We start from the raw sequence: 26,014 nt of genomic DNA, 5'->3' as shown, positions 1-26,014 counted from the left end.
CTTTGATTTAAGCCCAGCCATTCAAATTACGCAGTGGCGTCATAGAAAGCGTGGTCGTCTTGCTGTTTTTCAACGGCACTCATTAACGCCGCTTCCTGCTCTTGCTCAGAGCGTTTCTCGCAGCGCTGCTCAGGCTTGATTCCCAAGCGAGTAAACAACTGTTGGTCTTGCTCTGCACGAGGATTATCCGTCGTGAGCAGTTTCTCACCGTAGAAAATGGAGTTAGCACCGGCAAAAAATGCCAACGATTGCATTTCGTCGTTCATTTCTTCACGACCCGCTGATAGACGCACATGTGATTCCGGCATCATGATCCGAGCAACGGCAATGGTGCGAATAAAATCAATAGGGTCAAGTTCTTCGTTTTCAGCAAACGGTGTGCCTTCAACGCGTACCAACATATTAATGGGCACACTTTCCGGCTGCTGAGGCATATTCGCTAATTGAATCAGCATGCCTGCTCGATCAAGCTCGGTTTCACCCATCCCCAAAATGCCGCCGGAGCATACCTTCATACCCGCCTTACGGACATTATCAATGGTCTCCAGGCGATCCTGATAGGTGCGGGTGGTAATGATATTGCCGTAGAACTCCGGAGAGGTGTCCAGGTTATGGTTATAGTAATCCAAGCCGGCATCCGCCAACGCTTTGGACTGATCTTCGTCCAGCATCCCAAGCGTCATGCACGTTTCCATGCCCATATCACGAACACCTTTGATCATATCGATCACATAAGGCATGTCTTTTTTGGTCGGTGAACGCCAGGCTGCCCCCATACAAAAACGGGTAGAGCCGATTTCTTTAGCTTTTTTCGCCTGCTCAAGAACCTTTTCAACTTTCATCAACTTCTCTTTTTCAAGATCCGTCGTGTAGTGGCCGCTCTGAGGGCAATACTTACAATCTTCAGGACAAGCACCGGTTTTAATCGACAGCAATGTACTGACCTGCACTTCATTTGGGTTAAAGTGCTTACGGTGAACTGTTTGAGCGTAGAACAACAAATCATTAAAGGGCATATCAAACAGTGCCTCAACCTCTGCTGTTTCCCAATTATGACGTACCTGACCTAGTTGCTCGAGATTCATATACCGCTCTCTACCGATGTTGGTTTTGTGAAATAAGTGATGGAATGCAATATTAATCGACAAATCCATCTTGTCAACTATTACAATCCCAGCAGGTTTACATTAGATCAATAAATGAACAAATGTCAGTTATGCCTCAGCCGAACAAATAGTTCTGACCAATATTTTTGTTACCAGTGTCTGCCTTATCTGCCGTTCATCACCAAACACTGTAAAAAATGCGCCTTGCCTACCGAAGTGGATCTGGATGTATGTGGCAGATGCCAAACCAACCCGTTTGATTTTGACCGAGCCTTCAGCCTTTTTGAATATCGCTACCCAATGGTTCACTGGATTGGAAGCTACAAAGCCAACAAGCTGACAAACCTGGTGCAATTAGAGCAATGGTTTTATTCAGCCTTCTATCATCAGTACCATGAGCAAACGATTGATGCCATCATCGCCATCCCAAGCTCTCCTGTGAAAACGCTGATCCGAGGAGAAATACCTTCATACCCTTTAGCACAAGCAATCCATAAGAGAACCCATATCCCCTTCATTCGAGGGGTTCTATCAAAAGATTGGTCAGAACAATCCCAGAAAAGCAAAAGCCGTGAAGCACGCCTGAGCAACCACCGCTTTAAACTCCATGAAGAACGCCTTTGGCGCGGGTCTACGCAATTAGACACCGTATTGTTGGTCGATGACGTCATGACCACCGGCGCCAGCCTGAACGAAGCCAGCAAGCTTTTAAAAAAAGCGGGGGTAGGTAAGGTTTTCACATTAACCATTGCCCGAACTCCCTCTTATCCATAGACTGGGCCAATTGTCGCCTCCAAAAGGAAAGAATCACGTGACCCACCCATACCAAGCACTGACTCAAGATAAAATCATTGATTTCGTAGAGTCCTGCGGCTTTTATTCAGACGGGCGAATATTTCCTTTAAACAGCTATGAAAATCGCGTCTATCAGGTGGGAATTGAAGACAGCACCCCCATCATCATTAAAATTTATCGTCCCAACCGCTGGACTCGAGAGCAGATTCAAGAAGAGCATGACTTTTTACTCGAACTGTCCGCCGCTGATATCAATGTGGTTCCGCCGATGGAAATTAACCACGCAACACTGCATCAGCAAGACGACTTCCTTTTTTGTTTATTTGAACGAAGATCGGGCAGGCCCCTGGAACTGGATCAGCTTGACCAGCTGTATGAAGTAGGCACCCAGCTTGGCCGCATTCACTCGATAGCCAAAGCTCAGCCCTTTGCTCACAGACCCGAGCTGTCTGTAAACACTTTCGGACATCAAAGCGCAGAAATCGTAATAAATTCAGGCATGCTGCCAAACTACCTGCAAGAACCATATCAGGTTCTTTCTCAGCAGCTACTTGAAATCATGGACGATCGCTGGAAGAACTCTCGCCATCAGACCATACGCCTGCAAGGTGACTTCCATCCGGGTAACATATTGATTCGCGACGAAGCCTCCATTTTCGTCGACTTTGATGATTGCCGCAGCGGCCCTGCTATCCAGGACATCTGGATGCTGCTCTCTGGCGACACAGCCCAACAAGAAGCACAGCTTTGCGAAATCAAAGAAGGGTATGAAATGTTCGCTGAGTTCCCCGTTCAGCAAATTCCCTTGATCGAAACCATGAGAACCTTACGGCAGATGCATTACGCCGCTTGGCTGGCAAGCCGCTGGGACGACCCGGCTTTCCACCATAGCTTCCCCTGGTTTGGTCAGGAGCGTTATTGGTCTGAACACTTACTTGCGCTTAAAGAACAACTGTCTGGCCTACAAGAGCCCGCTTTAAGGTTGCTTTAATACCGCTTTTAAAGGTCAGCAATCGATACAGTAACGCAGACTCACGAATGATGCGGCTGAGGATTCACACTCTGCCGTTTCATCGTGACCAAATTTGAATGTCTGTTTTTCTTTGCCTGCTCAACCACATCAAACGTAAACTTCGATTTTTTTCTTTCCGCACTTAACGCTCTGAACGTTTCGGCCAACTGCTCGTGTCTTAATTTTCGTTCACTGAGCGGCATCAGTAATGCCGCTTTAATGGCCTTTGACACCCCAACTACATCCAGAGGATGAACCACCATAGCGCCACTTAACTCATTTCCATCAATGGCCAATTTAGAAATAATTAACACGCCAGGATCATCCGGGTTCTGTGCAGCCCAAAAATCAATGGCATTGCAACTGCAATAACAGCCATAACTCAAATCCAAGAAAACTTTTGCTTCGCGATACAAAGTATCAATCGCCGAAGGCACATCCTGAGACAACATCATTCGAAATGGCTTTCTCGAAAATGAGCGCCAATGTTCATTTAAGTCATGCAAATCTTCTTTCCATCGGCGAACAATGTTCCGGGTTCGATCCGAGCCAATGGCAAACGGCACAACCACAGCCCCAAAAACAATATCCCGAGCCAAGGTTGGGTTGTCCTGCAGGAACAGTTCATACGCCTGATTGCGGTTCGTCCGGTTACTGATCCAGGACGGAATATCGATGGACAACACCAGCTTATCACTGGATGCCATATCGAAAGCCCCCTGTATATCCGCAGAAATATCATTTTTAACTTGAGATACCGCAGGGTAAGCCGCCACTTTTAAAATCTGATTGTCTTTCTTAAGCCGCTTATCCGCTAAGGTCAGAGCACCACCGATGGTCGTGACTGCGTCTGTGAAACTGCAAATGTCCGATTCCCGGGAAAATGAAATCAAATCAAAGTAGAAGAAGTCTTGCAGTAATTCGGTGGCCACAGGGAGTGTATTCAGTACTTCTGCGCCACAAAACGAACTTGGCAATGAAATGCCAATCGGCAGTTTCGGTTGAATCTCTTTCAGATAACGGGCCAAAGGAATCCAGTGTGCATCATGCAACCACAGCACATCACCATCACGATACAAGGCCGCTAATGCCTCTGCTAAGCCCTTGTTCCAACGTCGATAAGCCTGATACTGGTGCTGATTATAGCTGAACCCTTTTCTTAAATGATGAAACAGCGGCAGTATGCAGTCTTCATAAAATGACTGACTCAATTGCAGCTCATCACGCTGATCCAGATTCAGAGCAATAAGCTGAGTCCCAGGGCCTGGCGAACTGCCTTCCCGCTCAACGCACAACCACAGGCCTTCCGCCTGCGCGTGCAACCCAGCCACTTGTTTGGCGACCACATCCTGTGAATCCACACCGCCATACCAGCTGAGACTAATCAATCGACCAATCTTCACATTAACTCCCTTTTTTTAGGTAAAGCCTAAAGACATTAGCTTAACACTCTGATTCAACTAACAATGTAGTATAGTGCATTTTTTGAACAGTCAAGCTAATCCATCAAACCTAAATAAAAGCAGCGCATTTCCCATCAACCTAAAGCTCTTTTATAATGCTTCATTACTAAATATAGGAGAGAGTTGGACATGCAGGTGATTGGACTTACCGGCGGTATTGGCAGCGGTAAAAGCACCGTTTCCAAGGCATTTGCCGCGCTTGGGATTCACGTCGTTGACGCCGACCAAAAAGCCAGAGACGTAGTTCAGCAGGGAAAGCCGGCACTATCACAAATAGCAGATCACTTTGGTCAATCAATCCTCCAAGGGGACGGCAACCTGAACCGGGCCAAACTCAGAACCATCATTTTCAACGCTCCCAAAGAGAAAGACTGGCTGGAGCATCTACTTCACCCTCTTATTCGGAAAGACATCGAACAAGACTTACTTTCAGCGTCTTCGCCCTATGCCATTCTGGAAAGCCCCCTGTTGTTCGAAACAGACCAGCATGAAATGACCGACAAAACACTGCTGGTGGATGTGCCTGTCGATGTACAGGTCGCCCGAGGGTGTATCAGAGACAATAATTCCGAAGAGCAAATCCGAAAAATCATTGCGAGCCAGATGCCGCGAGAAGAGAAACAACTAAAAGCTGATTTTATTTTGGACAATAACGAGGACATTTCCACGTTGAGCGATAAAGTCGATAAACTGCATCAACAGTTTTTAAAATTATCGGCTTGCTAACACCAATCAACCATCACCCATTTGAAGACGCATATGACTGACAAAATCACCCTGTTTAAATGCCCGACGTGCAGTGCTCCTACGCAATACGAAACCGAAAAATACCCGCACTTTCCGTTTTGTTGCGAACGCTGCAAAATGATTGACCTAGGCGCATGGGCCGCCGAAGACCACAAAATTGAAGGCGATGAAACGGGCTTTGACGACCTGTTTTCAGAAGACGGAACGCTCTAAGCCTTCCTTTCAGGGAAGAAATGCAGAAATGCCTGCGATGCCTTGCGCCCCGTTTTTCTTAGCAACACCCATATCGTCAAGGCCGATTCCGCCCAACGCATATACAGGCATATGAGCCATCAGCGCCAGTTCTGCAAAACGCGGCCACCCCATTCCAAGCACTTCGGGGTGCGTCGGCGTCGAATTCACCGGTGACAGTAAAATAAAGTCCACATTCAATGCATTGGCCTTGAGCACTTCCTCTTCGTTATGGCAAGAAGCGGACAACCAGTTCACATCTGGCCGGTCATCAGTCGCAAGCAACTCGGCTGACGATAAATGCAAGTAGCCACTTTCCTGATCAGCGCCTTTGACAGTAACCCGATAACCTTGCGCCCTCAGATTAAGCACCAAGGCTTGGTTATTTGAGTTTAATTCTTCCCTCAAATAAATCATCAGGTTTTTTGGTGAAAAATGAGCACCCCAACCGTCGATAAGCGGTTGATTCAATTCGTTTGTCACCGCCAAATACGGCGGCAATAAGATCGCATTCAATATCCCTTTGTTAGCCGCCGGGAACGAATAAGATGCAAGCTGGTCTTTAGGGCACCAAATAACCGGCTGGCCTTCTTTACCATGTGGCTCGCCTTCGAACTCATTCACCACATGAACGTCCAGTAATACATGCTTATCCGGATACTCATACCGAACTGAGATCAGAGGGTAATGACCCAATACAATAACCCCCAGCTCCTCATGGATTTCACGTGCTAATGCCTGCGTAACTGTTTCATCGGATTCAACCTTACCGCCAGGAAACTCCCACAGCCCACCCTGATGCTGATGATCGGCTCGCTTGGCAATGCAAATATCCCCGTTTGCGCGTTCTATCACGGCAACCGCCACATGCACTAACTTCATAAAGTCCTCTGAAAGTTGAATCAGTTAAGAGGGATCGTATTAAAATAACCAGACCGCTTCTGGCAACTCAGCGCCTAAAGCGGTATCAGAGAACGGTTACGTACGGTATTCGGCATTGATGGTAACGTAATCATGAGACAAATCACTGGTCCACACCGTCTCTGAAGCTTCTCCGGAGGCCATATCAATGCGAATAGTAATGTCTTCACGGTTCATTACGTCTTGACCATCGGCCTCGCTGTACGACAACGCCCTGCCACCATGTTCAACGATGCAAACATCGTCCAGGTAAATCGCCAGCTTATTCAGATCAAACGGTGCAATGTTAGCCCGACCGACCGCCGCTAAAATGCGCCCCCAGTTTGGGTCACATGCAAACAGTGCAGTTTTGACCAACGGAGAATGTGCAACGGTATAAGCGATTTCCAGAGCCTCGTCCTGGGAGACAGCATTTTCAACCTGAACCGAAACAAATTTTGTCGCCCCTTCACCATCACGAATGATGGCCTGAGCCAAATCGATCATAAGTGCCTGTAAGTGCGCTTTAAAAACTGCAAACAGCGGATCTTGCTCTGAGTTAATGACGGCCGCCTCAACCTGACCTGTCGCCACCAAAATACAAGAGTCGTTGGTCGATGTATCGCTATCGACCGTAATCCGGTTGAACGACTTGGTTGCTGTTTCCGTCAACAATCCTTGCAACACATCAGGCGCAATGACTGCGTCCGTCGCAATAAAGCCAAGCATGGTCGCCATGTTTGGCTTTATCATGCCTGCACCTTTTGAAAGGCCGGTGATGGTGATGGTTTCACCCTGATATTCGAACTGAACGGACGCCCCTTTCGGACGTGTATCTGTGGTCATAATGCCAGACGCCGCTTCAACCCAGCCATCCTCAACCAGAGCAGACTTAACCAAAGGTAAAGCATTCAGTAACCGATCCATTGGCAGGTTTTCACCAATAACACCGGTCGAGAACGGCAACACCTGGTTGGCCTCAACCTCCATGATCTCAGCCAAACGCTCACAGGTTGCTTTCGCATCTTTCATTCCCTGTTCACCTGTACCTGCATTGGCATTTCCGGTATTCACCACCAAATAACGCACACTGGCTTCACTCAAATGTTGCTTGGAAAGGGTAACAGGCGCGGCGCAAAATCGGTTCTTAGTAAAAACACCTGCAACACTGGAGCGCTCAGCCAACTCAAAAACCACCAAGTCATTTCGACCCGGAGTTTTGATGCCCGCAGATACCGTTGAAATTTTAACGCCTGATACAGGGTGTAAAGTAGCTAGATTTGGATTACCGGTTGCCATATTACTCTTCTCGGAGACTATTTATAGAAACAAAAAGAGCCTTTTCAGGCTCTTTAACTCAGGCATTAAACTGCCTTATTTCATGTTGAGCAAACCCAAGAGGTCGCTCACCAGTAAAGTACAATCAAACCGATTATATTTTACCGTGACACTGCTTGTATTTTTTACCTGAACCGCATGGGCACGGATCATTTCGGCCAACTTTTTCGCCATCACGAACGTAAGGCTGTTCGGCATCCCCACGCGCTTCACCAGACTCCGGCTCAGCGCCTTCACCTGAAACCGGGTCAACCGAGTCATGACGGTATTCAACTGGCGTTTGCTCTTGCTGTGCCAGACGCTGTCGCTCCATCTCTTCCACTTCTTCAGGTTTTTGAACCTGAACATGGCACAAGATACGAACCACTTCTTGTTTAATGTCCGTCAACAACTGCTGGAATAACTCAAAAGCTTCTCGCTTGTATTCTTGTTTCGGGTTTTTCTGAGCATAACCTCGAAGGTGAATACCTTGACGAAGGTGATCCATTGTCGCCAGGTGGTCTTTCCACATGGAGTCCAATACCTGCAACATAACTTGTTTTTCGAAGTTACGAAGGGTCTCAGCACCCGCAATTTCTTCTTTGGCTTGATAAACCGCTGCGATTTCCTGTGAGATTTTTTCTCGAAGCGTTTCTTCATACAGTCGCTGATCTTCGTCCAACCACTGCTGGATTGGCAACTCAATGGCAAACTCAGTCTTCAAGTGCTCTTCAAGGCCAGGAACATCCCACTGCTCATGCAGACTTTGCGGGGGAATAAAGGTGCTGACAGTGTCAGTCAACACGTCATCACGCACCGCCTGAATGGTTTCCTGAATATCTTCACCCGCCATCAACTCCTGGCGTTGTTGATAAATCACGGTACGCTGATCATTGGCAACATCATCGTATTCAAGCAACTGCTTACGAATGTCGAAGTTTCGACCTTCTACTTTCCGCTGTGCCTTTTCAATGGCATTACTGACCATACGATGTTCAATCGCCTCACCTTTCTGCATGCCCAACGCCTGCATAAAGTTTTTCACGCGATCGGAAGCAAAGATGCGCATCAAGTCATCTTCCAGCGACAAGAAGAAACGGGTAGAACCTGCATCCCCTTGACGACCAGCACGACCACGCAATTGGTTATCAATACGACGGGATTCATGACGCTCAGAACCCACCACATGCAAACCGCCCGAATTTAAAACAGCGTCGTGTCGTTTCTGCCATTCGGTGCGAATTTGATTCACTTGCTCTTCGGTCGGGTCTTTTAACTTAGCAACTTCAACTTCCCAGTTACCACCCAACACAATATCGGTACCACGACCGGCCATGTTGGTAGCAATGGTCACAGCACCAGGGATACCCGCCTGAGAAATAATTTCCGCTTCCTGGGCATGGTGTTTCGCATTCAATACACTGTGAGCAATTTTGTCTTTCTTCAATAAACCTGAAAGATACTCAGACGTTTCGATTGACGCAGTACCGACCAGCAAAGGCCGACCAGCGGCCACACAATCACGCACTTCATCAATGATTGCAGCGTACTTTTCTTCCTTGGTGAGATAAACCAAATCGTTGAAGTCTTTTCTTTCTGGCGTTTTATTGGCAGGAATAACAATTACATCCAAACCATAAATCTGCTGAAATTCAAACGCTTCGGTATCGGCAGTACCTGTCATACCCGATAAGGTATCGTACAAACGGAAGAAGTTCTGGAAAGTAGTGGAAGCCAAGGTCTGGCTTTCAGCCTGAATTTGAATACCTTCTTTTGCCTCAATCGCCTGATGAATACCTTCACCCCAACGACGGCCAGGCATGGTACGGCCTGTATGTTCGTCAATAATAACAACTTGTTTATTTTGAACAATATACTCTACGTTCTTATGGAACATCACATGGGCTTTTAACCCGGCATAAATGTGGTGCAATAAGTTCAGGTTCTGAGGCGCATACAAGCTGGCCCCTTCTTCCAACAAGCCTGCTTCCACCAACAACTCTTCAACGTAGGTGTGACCGTCTTCGGTCAACTCTAAGCTCTTCTGCTTTTCATCGTAGGTATAATGCCCTTCGATCGCTTCCTCATGAAGCTGCAGCTTTGGTATCAGCTTGTTAATGTTCGTATAAAGTTCAGCATTATCAGCCACAGGGCCAGAGATCACTAGAGGTGTTCGCGCTTCATCGATCAGGATGGAGTCAACTTCATCCACCACCACAAAGTTTAAACCGCGCATGACCTGCTCTTCTTTTCGGAAGGCCATGTTATCGCGCAGATAATCAAAACCAAACTCGTTGTTGGTTCCGTAAGTAATGTCCGCCTGATAAGCCGCTTTTTTCTCTTCCTGATCCTGGCCGGAATAAACCACACCCACAGACAGTCCTAAGAAGCGATACAATCGGCCCATCCACTCCGAATCACGCTTCGCCAGGTAATCATTTACCGTCACTACGTGCACGCCTTTTCCTGACAAGGCATTCAGATAAACCGGCAAAGTCGCTACCAGTGTTTTACCTTCACCGGTACGCATTTCAGCAATATTGCCGCCATGCAGTGTCATCCCACCGATCAACTGGACATCAAAATGACGCATGCCCATCACCCGCTTACCCGCTTCCCGAACGACCGCAAAGGCTTCAGGTAAAACAGCGTCAAGGGATTCACCCTCTTCAACTCTTTTCTTAAATTCGGCAGTTTTAGCGACAAGTTGTTCATCAGAAAGCGCTACGTAATCCGCTTCCATTTCATTGATATTAGCTACGATCTTTTTTAATCGTTTAATTTCACGATCATTCTTGCTGCCAAAGAGTTTTCTTACTAAGGGTGCAAACATAGAAGCCTTCTGTGAATTTCCAATAAGTACTAACTACTTGGTTTAACTTATTTTGGTTTTTGTCGTATTCCAACCAAGTAAGCTCAGAGTGTTATACCTGATTCTTGTTACAATAGGGAACAGATAATAAAAGGATTTTAAGAAGAATACCAATAGCTGTTTAACGCTATCGACTTGCTCGATGAATAAATCGTGCAGGATCGACCTGTCGATTGTTTTTAAGGACTTCAAAATGCACGTGAGGGCCGGTGGATCGGCCTGTGCTACCCATCAGCGCGACTGTCTGATTTTTAGCAACCACATCACCCACTTTTACTTTGATTTCTTTGCAGTGTGCATAGCGGGTTGAATAACCATTACCGTGATTAATCTCGACCAGCAAGCCATAGCCATATCGTTTTTCTGCCCAAGTCACCACACCGGCGGCAACAGAAATAATTTCACTGCCATCTTTACCCGCAAAGTCTACACCGGCGTGCCAGGCAATACGGCCATGAAACGGGTCACGACGCTTGCCATAACGAGAAGACATCCAACCTTTGGTAATCGGTCGGCCAGCCAGAAATATATCTTTTTTGAATTCCCGATCACTCAGCAAAGAATGAAGCACTTCAATTTGCTGCTGACGATCAACGATGCGTTCTTGTAATTGATTCAAAGCATCTTTTAGCGTTGGCGCCTGATAATATTCATCCAGCATATCCGACGGGCCGCCCATTCCGGGCCCAGAGGCAAAATCAAATTCATTGGTATCGATGTCCGCCATTTGAGTCAAGCGTTCACCTAACCCTTCCAAACGCAACAAACGCGCCTGAAGCTCACCCATTTTAACGGATAACGCATCTATTTTACGCGATGAGATTTGTCTTTGCTCGGCAACTTCTTGCTCCTGATCACTGAGTTCCTGTGACCAACGAGTAATCATATCCGGCGTAAGCACATCGGACTGCTGACTTGAAGCGTAATTAAATCCTGCATAGGCAACTGAAGCCAGGATAATTACAAACAAGAAAAAACACACCAACAAACGCTTACCGTTCATTGAGTACGTTAAAGATTGTCCATGTGATCTGCTAATAAAAACAATATTCATTAGGTGCTTACAAAATAAACTTCGACCAATACAGTATATAGTATGAAAAAAATATAACCTACCAATTCATTAATTTTTACACGCCAAAACGAAAAAAGCCGCCAGTAGAACTGGCAGCAAATTTAGCGTTCGTAAAAAACTAACTGATTAAGCGGTTATTGGTTTGATGTAGTTGATTGGAGCGTCCGCCACATCATCAAAAGTCACCAATTCCCAAGCATCGTCCTGAGCCATAAGCTCACGAAGCAACAGGTTATTTAAACCATGCCCTGATTTGAATCCGGTGTATTCACCAATCAGACTCTTACCAAGCAGGTATAAGTCACCCACTGCATCCAATACCTTGTGTTTAACAAATTCATCTTCATAACGAAGACCGTCTTCATTAAGAATTGAGAATTCGTCAACCACAATTGCGTTGTTCAAGCTGCCGCCCAACGCCAGATTCTGGGAGCGAAGGAATTCAATATCCTTCATAAAACCAAACGTTCGCGCCCGACTTACCTCTTTCACAAAAGAAGTACTGGAGAAATCAAGCGACGTCTCTTGGTTACCTTCATCAACAACCGGGTGATTGAAATCAATAGTGAACGTGACTTTAAAGCCATCAAACGGCTCAAATCGTGCGTATTTATCACCTTCACGAACTTCAATCGGCTTTTTAATACGAATAAACTCTTTAGGAGCATCCTGTTCTGCAATACCAGCAGACTGAAGAAGAAATACAAACGGCCCTGCACTGCCATCCATGATAGGGACTTCAGGGGCGGAAAGTTCCACCACCGCATTATCAATACCCAATCCGGCCATTGCCGACAGCAAATGCTCTACAGTATCAACACGAACATTGTCTTTTATCAGGGTCGTAGACATCGTAGTGTCGCCCACGTTATCGAATTTCGCCTCTATCCCCTCGACTCCTTCAAGGTCGGAACGACAAAACACAATCCCTGTGTTCGCAGGTGCAGGCTTCAAAGACAAATAGACTTTTTTACCTGAATGTAAGCCCACACCAGTGGCTCTAATACTGTTTTTCAAGGTGCGCTGTTTAATCATGGCAACCACCAAATTCACTTGTTTGTACGCAAAGGCGCGCGAGTATACCAAAGAACTGCCTGGCAATCACTCTCTTCATCTACAGTATCCTACTAAATGCAGAATAAACAAATTAGTCCGCCTGGCGACGTAGGAAAGCAGGAATATCTAAATATTCGATGCTGTCTTCACCACCGGACACTTTGGCCACTTCTGCAGCTTCTTCCACAGGCTTATTGCGCATAACCGTCGGGCGATCCAATTGACGATAGTCCACTTGCCCATCCGCTGCTTTCGCTGTGTTATCCACAACTTTCACTGGTTTCTCAACCATGTGTGCGCTACCAATGCCTGTCGCCACAACAGTGACTTTGATTTCATCGGTCATTTCTGGATCAATGGACGTACCCACAACTACCGTAGCCGTTTCAGAAGCAATATCTTCAACGATTTCACCAACTTGTGCGAACTCACCCAGACCCAACTCCGGGCCGCCCGTGATGTTAACCAAAATACCGCGCGCACCATTCAGGTCGATATCATCCAATAACGGACTGCGAATAGCCGCTTCAGCAGCCTCTGCCGCTCGGTCTTCACCGGAGGCAACGCCTGTGCCCATCATCGCCAGACCCATTTCAGACATCACCGTTTTAACGTCTGCAAAGTCAACGTTGATCACACCCGGATGAGTAATAAGATCAGCAATGCCTTGAACCGCACCCAGCAATACATCGTTCGCTGCTTTAAATGCATCCATCAAGCTGGTGCTTTTACCCAGAACGGTCAGCAATTTTTCATTCGGAATGGTAATTAAAGAGTCCACATGCTGAGACAGCTCTTTAATGCCTTCTTCCGCAATTTTCATGCGCTTACGGCCTTCAAACGGGAACGGTTTTGTAACAACCGCTACTGTCAGAATCCCCATATCACGGGCCACTTCAGCAACAATCGGTGCAGCACCTGTGCCTGTACCACCACCCATGCCAGCGGTAATAAATACCATATCAGCACCGTGTAAAACTTCCACGATACGCTCACGATCTTCAATCGCTGCCTGGCGACCCACTTCAGGATTAGCTCCAGCGCCAAGTCCTTTAGTCAGTTCATTACCCAACTGCAAAATGGCTTTTGCCATATTCTTTTTTAATGCTTGAGCATCGGTATTGGCACAAATGAAGTCCACGCCTTCAATATGGTTATCCACCATATAGCAAACAGCGTTACCACCACCGCCACCAACACCTACTACTTTAATAGTTGCCTGGTTAGGAACGTTATCCACCAGCTCGAACATATTAGACATTTTGTTTCTCCTTTAAACGAACGCAATCTTCTTATTGTTTAAAATCTTAAAAGTTTCCTTGAAACCATTTCTTCAGCTTACTTACCACGCCCTCATCCTCTGAAACGTGTAGTACTTCCCCTGAACTTACAGCACTTTCTTCCAACGTTTTGCGGCCATACTGCAACAGTCCAACCGCCGTTGAGTAGATAGGATTACGAACCACGTCCGTCAACCCGGTCACTCCCTGAGGTACTGCTAAGCGAACCGGCATATGAAAAATTTCCTCCGCCAGTTCCACAACACCTTCCATTTTTGCAGTCCCACCGGTCAAAACAACGCCCGCCGGGATCAGGTCTTCAAAGCCGCTTCGACGCAGCTCTGCCTGAATTAAGGTAAACAATTCTTCATAGCGAGGTTCAACCACTTCGGCCAACGCCTGTCGGGATAAATCCCTTGGTGGTCGGTCTCCAACACTCGGCACTTTGATGGTTTCATCAGCACCAGCAATCGTGGTCAAAGCACAGGCGTACTTCATCTTGATTTCTTCTGCGTGCTGAGTTGGCGTTCTCAACGCCATCGCAATGTCATTCGTCACCTGATCGCCCGCAATCGGAATCACTGCGGTATGACGAATCGCGCCTTCCGTAAACACTGCGATATCAGTGGTACCACCACCAATATCAACCATACAGACACCCAGTTCTTTTTCATCTTCGGTCAATACAGCATAACTTGAAGCCAGCTGCTCCAAAATCACATCATCCACTTCCAAAGTGCAGCGACGTACGCACTTCTCAATGTTTTGCGCCGCATTATCCGCACACGTCACCAGGTGCACTTTTGCTTCTAACCGAACACCAGACATACCCAGGGGCTCTTTAATGCCTTCTTGGTTATCAATCACGTATTCCTGAGGCAAAATATGCAGGATCTTCTGATCCGCCGGGATCGCCACCGCTTTTGCAGCTTCAATCACCCGCTCAAGATCCGCTTGCATCACTTCTCTGTCTTTAATTGCAACAATGCCATGAGAGTTCATACTGCGAATATGATTCCCTGCAATGCCGGCAAAAACCGAGTGGATCTCACAGCCTGCCATCAACTCAGCTTCCTCAACCGCACGCTGAATGGACTGCACTGTGGATTCAATATTCACTACAACCCCTTTCTTCATGCCACGAGAAGGGTGTGAGCCAATACCAACAATTTCAATACTTCCGTCATCTGCAGTTGCACCAACAATCGCAACGACTTTCGATGTACCAATGTCTAAACCGACAATCATGGTTCCTGATGCAACCATAGCTAGGCAATTCCTCTTTTCACCGAAGCACGCTTCGGATGTTCCTTAATTTATGTATCAACCTTTTGTCGCAATGTACCGTTATTATCTTGTTCTGATGGCTTCCAAGCCACCGCCAGACCATTGGTATATCGCAAATCAACCTGTTCTATTTCTTCGATCTTTTTATGCAAAGCTAACCGATAAACTTTGACAAACTTATTCATCTTTTCATTCAGTCGATCCCGGCCTAAATTCAGCTTAAGCTCATTACGACAGGTGAGCTGCCAAGCACCTCGACTCGATTGAGTCAGCGATTCAATCGACAATCCCACCGTCGATAACTGACGGTTCAAATCACTGTACGTTGCCATCAGCTCCAGCTCTTGACCTATCGAACCGTCCAGTACTGGCAACCCTGAAAACGGCGCGGTATCCACTACTTCAAACACCTCACCTTCAGCGCTCAACAAGGCCCTTTCACCCCAACGGGCAACCGGTGTATGCTCTGTTAAAACCAGCTCTACTCCGTAAGGCCAAAACCGCTTCACGACGACCGTTTTAATCCAGCCCCGACGCTCTGTTTCTTGCCTGAGCTGCTCCATGTCCGAAGACAAAAAGCCTTTCTGACCAAATTCCAGTACGTTTTGTTTCAGTGCACGACTATCTACATGAGCCACATCACCTGAAATTGCAACGTTCACTATCGGACGATCTAAAAACGCAATAAATTCTTTACCCAAAAACAAAGCGCTGTAGATAAAGCCCGACACAAACATCACAACCACTAAAACAGACCATGGGATACGCGAAAACCAATCCAACCGAACCTTTTTACGAGGCTTCCTGGGCTCTCGCTCTGTTACTTTTCGGCTGGCGCCTCGCCTTGGCGTACTGACTGCCGAAGTCGTTTCACCAGCCATCTTTCATCACCCTTTCAACGACGCTTTGGATAAGACGTCAAGCACCAGTGCTTTAAAGTCCATTCCTGTGGCTGCTGCCGCCATTGGCACTAAACTGTGGTCTGTCATGCCCGGCACGGTATTAACTTCCAATAAATAAAACTCGCCAGTGGCCTCATCACGCATGGCATCCACTCGACACCAACCTTTACACGCCAGCGCATCCGTCGCTTTGACGGCCAACTCACGAAGAAAATCTTCCTCTGCTTGAGGTAATTCGCAAGGCAATAAATACTTAGTATCATTGGACAAATACTTAGCATCGTAATCGTAAAAACTGTGATCGGTTTCTAGCTTAATAACCGGTAACGCCTTTCCATTCAAAACCGCAATGGTGTACTCACTGCCCGTCACCCACTCTTCCACCAGCACAACACTGTCCAGTGCACGAGCGGCCTCAATTGCCTCTTTCAGCGCTTCCCACGAAGTGACTTTGCTCATGCCAATACTTGAGCCTTCATGGGCGGGCTTAACGATCAATGGAAGCGACAACCGCTCCGACAGCCCTGCCACATCCGTTTGGTCCGTAACGGCTTCGTATTTTGGGGTGGAAATGCCATTCCCAACCCAAATGTGTTTGGTCAGTGCCTTATCCATAGCCACCGCCGAGGCGGTTACTCCACTCCCGGTGTATGGCATTCCTAAACATTCCAGAAAGCCCTGAACTTTACCATCTTCGCCGCCTCGACCGTGAAGCGCATTAAAAACTCGCTCAAACCCGCCTTCCATCAAACGTTGCATCCAGTCACCGGTCGCATCGATTGCTTCAAAGTCTACGTTTGCTTGCGACAGGGCCTCGCAAACCGCATGGCCACTTTTAAGGGAAACTTCCCGTTCGGCTGAACTTCCGCCGAACAAAACGGCAACCTTGCCAAACGACTCTGCTACGCTCATAGACTTTCCTAACCTTTTACTTTGCTTAAATCTAAGTTCACATCCGCCAAACCAGCGGCCAGAGCACCAATGTCACCAGCCCCCTGAGTTAACAAAATATCGCCGTCTTTCAATACACCCGAAAGCACTTTAAGCGGATCATCATCTCGCTCCATAAAGACCGGTTCCACCTGGCCTCGCTGACGAATGCTACGACACAAACTTCGTCCATCGGCACCCGGAACCACTTTTTCACCGGCCGGATAAACCTCCATCAAAACCAAACCATCGGTTTCAGACAGAACCTGCACGAAGTCTTCATACAAATCGCGAGTCCTTGAGTAACGATGAGGCTGATACAAAGTCACCAAACGTCGATCCGGCCAACCATCTCGAATGGCTGCGATCGTCACGGCCACCTCTCGTGGGTGATGACCGTAATCATCCACCAACATGACCTGGCCCTGGCCTGTCTCAAATTCACCATACACCTGAAAACGTCGACCTACGCCTTTAAACTGAGCCAAACCTGCCACAATCGCCTCATCTGAAATACCTTCATCCGTGGCAACGGCAATGGTAGCTAAAGCATTCAGCACATTGTGTTTGCCTGGCATGTGCAGTTCGATATCAAGCGGCGCCTTACCTTCCGGCCTTACTGCAGTGAAAGTCACTTTCTTTTGATCTTGTACGATATTGGTCGCCCGATAATCCGCTTGGCTGTTTTCAATACCGTAAGTCACCGTCTGACGGCTGATTCGGGGTAACAGCTGCTCAATGACCGGATCATCCACGCAAACCACTGCCAAGCCATAAAAAGGCAGGTTGTGCAAAAACTCAATGAACGTATGCTCCAACTTGGAGAAATCGCCACCATAGGTTTCCATATGGTCTGCATCGATATTGGTCACAATGGCCGTCATCGGCTGCAAGTGAAGAAAGGATGCATCACTTTCATCCGCCTCAGCCACTAAGTAACGACTCGCCCCCAGCTTTGCATTGGTGCCGGCACTGTTTAACTTTCCGCCAATCACAAAGGTTGGGTCCAAACCGCCCTCTGCTAACACAGAAGACACTAAGCTGGTCGTCGTTGTTTTACCGTGCGTACCCGCCACCGCAATCCCATGACGATATCGCATTAACTCCGCCAACATTTCAGCTCGAGGTACAACCGGGATACGATTATCCAAAGCTTCGGCGACTTCCGGGTTGGTGGTATCAACCGCACTGGACACAACGATAACATCACAACCTGCAACATGTTCTGCTGCATGCCCGATAAAGATCTTCGCTCCTAGCGATTCTAACCGCTGTGTATTCACTGACGACTTAAGATCCGATCCTGTAATCCGATAACCCTGGTTTAACAAGACCTCGGCAATGCCACACATTCCCACACCGCCGATTCCGACAAAATGAATGGTGCGAATTCTGCGCATTTCCGGTACATCCCAACCGGCAGATTTAATACTTTGCTTGTCATTTGACATTGATTAACTCCTGACAATGATTCAATACCAACCCTGCCGCTTCTGTTTTACGGTTATTCCAGGCGTTGGTTGCCATCATCAATAAACGATCTTGTTCAATAAATGAGCTCAATAGAGCACTTAATGCTTCGGGAGATGTGCTGCCTTGTTGGCAAATCACCCCTCCCGCCACATCTTCGATATACTTTGCATTTGCAGTCTGGTGATCATCCACCGCAAACGGAAATGGCACCAAAACCGAGCCAACCCCAACGGACATTAACTCTGACACAGTCAATGCCCCGGAACGACAAATCACCAAGTCAGCGTTTAAGTAGGCGGTTTTCATATCTTCAATGTACGGCACTACCTCTGCTGAAATGTCTAGCTCACGATACAGGCGCTGTGTTTCCTCTAAATTCTTTTTACCCGTCTGATGAAGCACCTGAAACGTAATCCCTTTACGCATTAAATCGGCCAGTGCAGCGGGCACCATTCGATTCATCGCAACGGCACCCAGGCTACCACCCACTACCAGTATGCTTACTGTGCCTTGTTGCCCTACCTTGCGCTGTTCGGGCGACTGGTCACAAATCAATTCTTCACGAATTGGGTTACCTGTGCAGGCATCCGCAGATTCAAAAGTGTCCGGAAACGCTTCCAATACTCTATTTGAAATTCGGGCCAACAGTTTATTCGTCAGTCCGGGAATGGCATTCTGCTCGTGAATCACCAGAGGTATACCCTTAGCCCGAGCAGCAACGCCTCCCGGTCCGGTAACAAAGCCACCCATTCCTAATACTACATCCGGTTTAACGCGACTCATCACCTGCATGGCTTGCCCAATGGCTTTCAAAATCCGAAACGGCGCTTTTAACCACCCCAAGACACCATTTCCCCTTAAGCCTGCAATGTCTATGTACTCAATGTTAATGCCTGCTGCCGGCACTATTTGAGACTCCAGGCCACGCTTTGTACCAAGCCAGCAAACACGACCACCCTGCTCAATAACCCGTTGAGCACATGCCAACGCAGGATAAATATGGCCGCCTGTGCCACCCGCCATCACCAACAGGGTTTTACCCGACCAGCTAGCGTCCATTCGTCACCTCCTCTTGAGGCGCACTATTTCCTGATTTATCAAGTCGGGTTTCATAATCTATACGTAAAATAATGGCCGCAGCCACACAACTAATAATCAAACTGCTTCCGCCATAACTCAAAAATGGTAACGTCAATCCTTTGGTAGGGAGCGTTCCCGTATTAACACCGATATTAATGATCGCCTGCATCGCAAAAATCATAGATAAGCCGTACGCCATATACGCATTAAACAACAGACCTTTTTCTTCCGCTTTTCTGCCAATGGTGATCGCGCGCCAAGCAAAAACAGCAAATAGCAACAAAACACCGATGGCCCCCACCGCCCCCATTTCTTCAGCAATAATGGCAAATACAAAATCCGTATGCGCTTCAGGCAGGAAGTACAGTTTCTGCATACTGTTACCCAAACCGACACCAAACCAATCACCACGTCCAAAAGCAATCAAAGCCTGGGTAAGCTGATAACCACTGCCAAACTGTATGTCTGCGTCCCAAGGGTCCAAGAATGACTGCAAACGAGCCATCCTGTATGGCTGTGATACCGCAATACCTACCACACCTACTAAACAAACCACAATGGACAAAAAGAAGTGCGACGCTTTAACTCCTGCCAAAAACATCATGGCCATAAAGGCGCTTAACATAACAACAGCAGCACCAAAATCAGGCTCCAAAAGCAACAGAAAAACAAACGCGCCCAGTACTAATACCGGCCGAAGAAAACCTGAATAGCGAGTCCTTACTTCATCCAGATGTCTCACCAAATAAGAGGCGGTATAGATCACCATGCTCACTTTGGCGATTTCTGAAGCCTGTATATTAAAGCCACCAAGACCAATCCAGCGGGTACTTCCGTTCACATCTCGACCAATACCCGGCACTAAAACCAGCACCAGTAAGGCAAAGCCAAGCCCCAAAGCCAACCAACTCATTTCTCGGTACAGCCGAATCGGAATCGATAAAGTAGCAAATGCAGCCACCATCCCGATCGTTAAATAAATTAAATGGCGTTTAATATGAAAGAATTCATTTTTATAATTTCCCGCAGCGATTTCTGTCGACGCTGAAGTCATGCACACAGTGCCAATCGTCAACAACAGCAAAACACTCATAGTCAAAAGACCATCAAACGGCAACTGCCATTGCCGCGATGAACTATAACGGTCTGCGAGACTAGTCATTTATTTCACCGAGCTGTTCAACCAAGCCCGAGAAAACCTGCCCCCGGTGCTCAAAGTTACGGAACATATCGAAGCTGGCACACGCCGGCGAAAATAACACAACATCGCCCTTCTCTGATGCGTCCACAGCTTGTTGAAGAGCATGCTCCAGGCCATTTGCACGTTGTACATTGACCGACTCCGGAACCGCATCAGCTATTTCCTGCTGATCTTCACCAAACACCACCATAGCCTTACAATGTGCAGCCAACGCAGCGCCTAACTCGCCAAAATCGGCGCCTTTGCCAACACCACCAGCAATCAAAACAATATTTTTACTGTCGCTGGCCAAGCCCTCAATGGCTGCCTTTGTCGCGCCTACATTGGTTCCCTTTGAGTCATTAATGAAGGTTCGCCCATTAATTTCTTTCAACCACTCGCAGCGATGTGCCAAGCCTGTAAAGTTAATGGAGGCCTCGATCATGGCCTCCATGGGAATACCGGCCGCATCCCCCAGTGCCATTGCTGCCAATACGTTGGCCAAATTATGACGCCCCTTCACCTTCAGTTGTTGCTCAGACACCAAAGGTTTTTGACCTTTCATTAACCACAGTTGGTCATCCACCTGCTTTAAACCAAATTCAGCCAGATCAGGCTCATCAGTGGTAAATACCACCGAACTTGAGTCAGACCCCAGTAACGGCTGAGTCAACATGTCTTTTTTATTCCAGACCGAACAACCGCAATGTCGATAGATTCGCTGCTTCGCTTTATGGTACGCAACCATATTGCCATAACGATCCATATGATCCGCCTGCAAATTCAGAACTGTCGCGGCTTTGGGCTTCAAGCTATAAGTTGTTTCCAGCTGAAAACTCGACAACTCAAGGACGTACAAGTCAACAGGGGTCGGGGTCAATAAATCCAATGCCGGAACACCAATATTGCCGCCAACCTTCACATTCAGGCCAGCTGCTTCGGCCATTTCCCCAACGAGTGTCGTTACCGTGCTTTTGCCGTTAGAACCGGTAATTGCAATGACAGGCGCTTGAACAGCGCGAGCAAACAACTCAATATCCCCAACAACATCCACACCTTGATCAATCAGTGCTTTAAACGGCGCTTGTTGCGTATCCAGGCCAGGCCCGACTATCACCGATGATGCTCCCTCCAAAATAGAAACATCCAGTTCCCCGGCAATCACCTTAACGCCAGGACAAGACTCCTTGAGCTTATTCAACAAAGGCGGTTCATTACGTGTATCCATCACCACAAAGCGCTGGCCAAGGCGAGTTAAATAACGAGCACACGAGAGACCTGAAAGGCCTAACCCAACAATGACTGAATACTTATCCGTCGTTATTAAACTCACTCAACTCACCCTGATCCATTAATGACTATCTATCGAATTTTTAACGTTGCCAGACCACAAAGCACAAGAATCACTGTAATGATCCAGAAACGCACAATGACTTTCGGCTCCGGCCAGCCTTTCAGCTCAAAATGATGATGAATAGGCGCCATCCTGAAAATTCGTTTACCCGTCAATTTGAAAGAAGCAACCTGTAAAATAACGGACAACGTCTCCATCACAAATACACCACCCATGATGAACAAAACAATTTCCTGACGAATGATGACAGCAATAATGCCCAATGCGGCACCCAGAGCCAAAGCACCCACGTCCCCCATAAAGACCTGAGCCGGATAAGTGTTAAACCATAGGAAACCGAGCCCTGCCCCTACCATGGCGCAACAAATAACCACCAGCTCTCCACTGCCCGGCACGTAGGGAATATTTAAATAATCGGCAAAATGAGCATGGCCGGAAACGTACGCAAAGACCGCCAAGGCACCTGCGACCAATACGGTCGGAAGAATCGCTAACCCATCAAGGCCGTCTGTCAGGTTCACCGCATTACTGCTGCCCACCACCACAAGGTATGTCAAAAGAATAAAACCTACCCCGAGCTCTAAAGCAAAGTCCTTAAAGAATGGAATAATCAATTGCGTTTCAGCAGGCGAGTCCGCTGCTGCATACAGAGCAATAGCCGCAACCAGACCTGCAGCAGATTGCCAGAAATACTTCCAACGCGCCGGTAAACCTCTGGAGTCCTTTTCAACCACTTTACGGTAGTCATCCACCCAGCCAACAGCACCAAACACACCGGTTACCAGCAACACAATCCAGACGTAAAAGTTGGACAGATCCGCCCAAAGAAAGGTGCTCACCATAATCGCAATCAGAATAAGCGCGCCACCCATTGTTGGGGTACCGGCTTTACTCAAATGAGACTGAGGCCCATCCGTTCGAATGGCTTGACCAATCTGGTGATAACGAAGTTTTTTAATGAATCCCGGACCAAGAACCAACGAAATTGCCAGCGCCGTTAAAACACCTAAAATCGCTCTTAGTGTCAGATACTGAAAGACACCAAAACCACTGGCGTATTCCGATAACCATTGAGTCAGCCATAACAACATGACAAATACCTATTTTTTGAAGTTATTTTTGTGTTGAACAAAATCATTTTTAAGCGCTTCGATGACTCGTTCCATCCCCGCACTTCTAGAACCTTTCACCAAAATATGAACGCCCCCCTGAATACTGTTCAGGAGATCAGAAATAAGGACGTCCATGTCAGTCTTTTTATAGGCAGTACCTAGAAAACCACCGCACTCAATGACACAATGTGCGTAAGAGCCAATAGCAAAAACCCGACTGAATTTGTGATTCAGCGCTTTCCGACCTAACTGAGCATGAGCGTTCGCCGCTCCGCCCCCAAGTTCAGCCATCTCACCCAGCACCAACCACTTTTCACCTTCACACTCGCCCACCGTTTGAATCGCTGCCTCAACAGAACGCGGGTTCGCGTTATATGTATCATCCCACACGGTAACATCTTCATATTTAACCGGGGATAAACGCCCTTTCACCGGGTGAAATTTAGTTAGACCTTGCAAAGCAACCTTCACATCCAGACCCATTGCATGGACCACCGCCAGGGAAGCCAATGCATTCTGGATCATATGATCGCCCAACGCATGAAAATCAAATTCGTAATCCTGATCACCCACCTGAACCAACAGCTGGTAACCTAAAGGCTCTATGGCGGTTTTGCTTTTAAGGCAGACATCCGCTTGCGAGGTCAATGAACCGGAGAATGTCACTAATTTCCTGCCGTTTAACATCGCCAACCACGAATCAAAGCTTGCATCGTCTTTGTTCAGCACCACAACACTGTCAGACTGAGACGCGCGGATTATTTCACCTTTGGTTTTTACAATATTTTCAAATGAGCCAAAGCCTTCTAAATGGGCGGCGGAAGCATTCGTAATCAGCACCACCTCTGGTTGAGTCAATGACACGGTGTAATCAATTTCACCCACACCGCTGGCACCCATCTCAATGACACCAAACTGATGTTCAGCCGTTAACTCAGCTAACGTCAAAGGCACCCCGATATGGTTGTTTAAATTCCCTCGGGTAGCATGAACCTCGCCATGTTCAGCCAAACATAAGCGAATCATTTCCTTCGTCGTGGTTTTACCACAACTTCCGGTGAGAGCAACCAGTCTGGCCGTTGTTGCATTTGCAAACGCTGATCCTATTTTCCCCAAAGCAGTTAAAGTATCTTCAACCACAATGTGTGGAATATCCTGCGCCAATGGACGACTCACGATCATCGCACAAGCCCCACGAGCAATCACTGCATCAATGTATTCGTGGCCGTCGAACTTCTCGCCGACTAAAGCAACAAAGAGCTCATGCTCTTCGATTGAACGCGAGTCGGTTGAAATGGACTGAAATTCAAGATCAGAGCCATAAAGACCTCCTGATGTGACCTTTGCGATTTCACTCAATTTCATTTAGATACGTACTCCGCTAATGCAGCCTTGGCCTTCAACACATCAGAAAAAGGGTGTTTCACACCATCAATTTCTTGATAGTCCTCATGGCCTTTGCCCGCTACCAAGATCCAATCGTCTGGCCTCGCCTGCTGAACTGCCCAATTAATTGCCTGCTCACGATCCAGCTCAATTTTGATCTCTGCCGGAGTTTTAAAACCACTCACAATGTCTTTCATTATCTGCTCAGGATTTTCGGTGCGCGGATTATCGTTGGTTGCAACCACCACGTCTGCCAAACGTTCGGCAATTTCAGCCATTTCTGCACGTTTGCCACGATCTCGATCCCCTCCACAGCCAAAGACACAATATAGCTGACCAGAACAGTGTTCTTTTATCGCAATTAACGCCTTTTCAAGTGCATCGCCAGTGTGCGCATAATCCACAATAACAGACGGCGTGTTTTCGTCTCCGAGCAGTTCCATTCGCCCTGAAACCGACTGAAAATCAGCAACTACCCTGGCGACGTCTGCAAGCGCCACATTTAATGCCCCTAATACTGACACCACAGCCAAAACGTTGGACACATTAAATAAACCTATCAACGGGCATTTAAGCGTGACATCCCCCCAAGGCGATGCGACCGATAAATTGATACCATCCGTCGATAATTGATAAGACCGACAATACACATCCGCTGTTGGATTCAATACGCTGTAACTGATTGTGTTTGATAGTGTTTTCAAAAGTTTTTCACCAAACACATCATCCAGATTAATGACTGAAGCTTTAATGCCCGGCTTTTTAAACAACTGCGACTTGGCCTCTCCGTAAGCATCCATTGAGCCATGATAGTCCAAGTGATCACGGGTTAAGTTTGTAAACACGGCCACATCAAATGCCACTTCAGAAACGCGCCCTTGATCCAAACCATGAGAAGAAACCTCCATCGCCACCAGCTCAGCCCCCTCACTTTTAAAGTCTGAAATTAGTTTCTGCAAACTAATTGGGTCTGGCGTGGTATGAGATGCCACCTCTAAAGCGGGCCACACACCATTTCCGGCCGTTCCTATCACCGCTGACGGTTTATCAAGTAAATGAAACGCCTGTGCAACCAATTGGCTCACGGTAGTTTTGCCGTTGGTTCCAGTAACGCCCACCAGCGTCATCGCCTCCGATGGCCGACCATAAAACTTAGCAGCCAAGCCGCTCAACTGCTGCTCAAGGCCTGGTACATCTACAATCCAACTTGAACCTACTTTATGTATGCCCTGCTGATCTGCTTGCCGAAATACAGCTCTTGCACCCTTTTCTATCGCCTGAGTAACAAACTGACGCCCGTCCACCTGCAAACCTTGCACTGCAACAAAGAGCTCACCACCAGTAATGGTTCGACTGTCCAGCGTAATGCCGTCGACAACTACATCGGCAATTTCAGATGACGCCAGCCACTCAAGGCAATCACGCAATTTGACGGTTCTAACTTGCATACTGAAAA

Annotated in this window: 22 protein-coding genes; 4 read left to right on the top strand and 18 right to left on the bottom strand. The window is 47.4% G+C overall.

Annotated features, from left to right (window positions below):
* Window positions 1-26 precede the first annotated feature (26 nt).
* On the bottom strand, window positions 27-1,085 hold the full coding sequence (bioB, locus tag ABD744_RS00245; protein ID WP_344794235.1) for a biotin synthase BioB: 1,059 nt from the start codon (window positions 1,083-1,085) through the stop codon (window positions 27-29).
* 114 nt (window positions 1,086-1,199) lie between these two features.
* Here bioB and ABD744_RS00240 point away from each other — a divergent pair, with 114 nt between their 5' ends.
* Window positions 1,200-1,880, top strand: coding sequence for a ComF family protein (locus ABD744_RS00240; RefSeq protein WP_344794233.1), 681 nt, complete (start codon window positions 1,200-1,202; stop codon window positions 1,878-1,880).
* A gap of 37 nt (window positions 1,881-1,917) precedes the next feature.
* A complete protein-coding gene (locus tag ABD744_RS00235) occupies window positions 1,918-2,892 on the top strand; it encodes a serine/threonine protein kinase (RefSeq protein ID WP_344794231.1) in 975 nt (324 codons plus the stop codon).
* Window positions 2,893-2,933: 41 nt separating this feature from the next.
* On the opposite strand, the gene ABD744_RS00230 is transcribed toward ABD744_RS00235, so the two are convergent.
* Complete coding sequence (locus tag ABD744_RS00230; RefSeq protein WP_344794229.1) at window positions 2,934-4,316, bottom strand: trehalose-6-phosphate synthase; 1,383 nt, start codon at window positions 4,314-4,316, stop codon at window positions 2,934-2,936.
* Between the two features lie 189 nt (window positions 4,317-4,505).
* On the opposite strand from ABD744_RS00230, the gene coaE reads away from it, so the two are divergent.
* Together coaE and yacG are read left to right on the top strand one after the other, a co-directional pair.
* Complete coding sequence (coaE, locus tag ABD744_RS00225) at window positions 4,506-5,102, top strand: dephospho-CoA kinase (protein ID WP_344794227.1); 597 nt, start codon at window positions 4,506-4,508, stop codon at window positions 5,100-5,102.
* Between the two features lie 33 nt (window positions 5,103-5,135).
* On the top strand, window positions 5,136-5,336 hold the full coding sequence (gene yacG / locus ABD744_RS00220; protein ID WP_344794225.1) for a DNA gyrase inhibitor YacG: 201 nt from the start codon (window positions 5,136-5,138) through the stop codon (window positions 5,334-5,336).
* 9 nt (window positions 5,337-5,345) lie between these two features.
* Here yacG and ABD744_RS00215 read toward each other — a convergent pair whose 3' ends face one another.
* The 16 genes from ABD744_RS00215 to murE form a co-directional block, all read right to left on the bottom strand.
* Window positions 5,346-6,236, bottom strand: coding sequence for a Nudix family hydrolase (locus ABD744_RS00215; protein WP_344794223.1), 891 nt, complete (start codon window positions 6,234-6,236; stop codon window positions 5,346-5,348).
* Window positions 6,237-6,332: 96 nt separating this feature from the next.
* Window positions 6,333-7,553, bottom strand: a complete 1,221-nt coding sequence (gene argJ / locus ABD744_RS00210) for a bifunctional glutamate N-acetyltransferase/amino-acid acetyltransferase ArgJ (protein WP_344794221.1) — start codon at window positions 7,551-7,553, stop codon at window positions 6,333-6,335.
* 133 nt (window positions 7,554-7,686) lie between these two features.
* A complete protein-coding gene (secA, locus tag ABD744_RS00205) occupies window positions 7,687-10,404 on the bottom strand; it encodes a preprotein translocase subunit SecA (RefSeq protein WP_344794219.1) in 2,718 nt (905 codons plus the stop codon).
* A 166-nt stretch (window positions 10,405-10,570) separates the two neighbouring features.
* A complete protein-coding gene (locus tag ABD744_RS00200) occupies window positions 10,571-11,413 on the bottom strand; it encodes a peptidoglycan DD-metalloendopeptidase family protein (RefSeq protein ID WP_344794217.1) in 843 nt (280 codons plus the stop codon).
* 231 nt (window positions 11,414-11,644) lie between these two features.
* The gene (lpxC, locus tag ABD744_RS00195; RefSeq protein WP_344794215.1) at window positions 11,645-12,553 is read right to left on the bottom strand and encodes a UDP-3-O-acyl-N-acetylglucosamine deacetylase; all 909 of its coding nucleotides are present in this window, start codon (window positions 12,551-12,553) and stop codon (window positions 11,645-11,647) included.
* A 112-nt stretch (window positions 12,554-12,665) separates the two neighbouring features.
* A complete protein-coding gene (gene ftsZ / locus ABD744_RS00190; protein WP_344794439.1) occupies window positions 12,666-13,826 on the bottom strand; it encodes a cell division protein FtsZ in 1,161 nt (386 codons plus the stop codon).
* Between the two features lie 55 nt (window positions 13,827-13,881).
* Window positions 13,882-15,120: a cell division protein FtsA gene (gene ftsA, locus ABD744_RS00185; RefSeq protein ID WP_344794213.1), complete on the bottom strand. Its 1,239-nt coding sequence runs from the start codon at window positions 15,118-15,120 to the stop codon at window positions 13,882-13,884.
* Between the two features lie 50 nt (window positions 15,121-15,170).
* Window positions 15,171-16,022: a cell division protein FtsQ/DivIB gene (locus ABD744_RS00180; protein ID WP_344794211.1), complete on the bottom strand. Its 852-nt coding sequence runs from the start codon at window positions 16,020-16,022 to the stop codon at window positions 15,171-15,173.
* A gap of 6 nt (window positions 16,023-16,028) precedes the next feature.
* On the bottom strand, window positions 16,029-16,955 hold the full coding sequence (locus tag ABD744_RS00175; RefSeq protein ID WP_344794209.1) for a D-alanine--D-alanine ligase: 927 nt from the start codon (window positions 16,953-16,955) through the stop codon (window positions 16,029-16,031).
* 8 nt (window positions 16,956-16,963) lie between these two features.
* A complete protein-coding gene (gene murC, locus ABD744_RS00170; protein WP_344794207.1) occupies window positions 16,964-18,424 on the bottom strand; it encodes a UDP-N-acetylmuramate--L-alanine ligase in 1,461 nt (486 codons plus the stop codon).
* Window positions 18,414-19,505, bottom strand: a complete 1,092-nt coding sequence (gene murG, locus ABD744_RS00165; protein WP_344794205.1) for an undecaprenyldiphospho-muramoylpentapeptide beta-N-acetylglucosaminyltransferase — start codon at window positions 19,503-19,505, stop codon at window positions 18,414-18,416. The genes murC and murG overlap by 11 nt, the downstream gene beginning before the upstream one ends.
* Window positions 19,495-20,688: a putative lipid II flippase FtsW gene (gene ftsW / locus ABD744_RS00160; protein WP_344794203.1), complete on the bottom strand. Its 1,194-nt coding sequence runs from the start codon at window positions 20,686-20,688 to the stop codon at window positions 19,495-19,497. Before ftsW ends, murG begins: the two co-directional genes overlap by 11 nt.
* Window positions 20,681-22,039 carry a UDP-N-acetylmuramoyl-L-alanine--D-glutamate ligase gene (gene murD, locus ABD744_RS00155; RefSeq protein WP_344794201.1) on the bottom strand — a complete coding sequence of 453 codons (1,359 nt, stop codon included), beginning with the start codon at window positions 22,037-22,039 and terminating at the stop codon, window positions 20,681-20,683. Before murD ends, ftsW begins: the two co-directional genes overlap by 8 nt.
* A 29-nt stretch (window positions 22,040-22,068) precedes the next feature.
* On the bottom strand, window positions 22,069-23,151 hold the full coding sequence (gene mraY / locus ABD744_RS00150) for a phospho-N-acetylmuramoyl-pentapeptide-transferase (protein WP_344794199.1): 1,083 nt from the start codon (window positions 23,149-23,151) through the stop codon (window positions 22,069-22,071).
* Between the two features lie 9 nt (window positions 23,152-23,160).
* The gene (locus ABD744_RS00145; protein WP_344794197.1) at window positions 23,161-24,537 is read right to left on the bottom strand and encodes a UDP-N-acetylmuramoyl-tripeptide--D-alanyl-D-alanine ligase; all 1,377 of its coding nucleotides are present in this window, start codon (window positions 24,535-24,537) and stop codon (window positions 23,161-23,163) included.
* Complete coding sequence (gene murE / locus ABD744_RS00140) at window positions 24,534-26,006, bottom strand: UDP-N-acetylmuramoyl-L-alanyl-D-glutamate--2,6-diaminopimelate ligase (protein ID WP_344794195.1); 1,473 nt, start codon at window positions 26,004-26,006, stop codon at window positions 24,534-24,536. The genes ABD744_RS00145 and murE overlap by 4 nt, the downstream gene beginning before the upstream one ends.
* Between the last annotated feature and the right edge of the window lie 8 nt (window positions 26,007-26,014).

Source organism: Litoribacillus peritrichatus (genome assembly GCF_039537985.1).
Classification (GTDB): Bacteria; Pseudomonadota; Gammaproteobacteria; order Pseudomonadales; family Litoribrevibacteraceae; genus Litoribacillus; species Litoribacillus peritrichatus.
The sequence above is the reverse complement of the archived record's forward strand: the minus strand, read 5'-3'. Positions and strand labels throughout refer to the sequence as shown.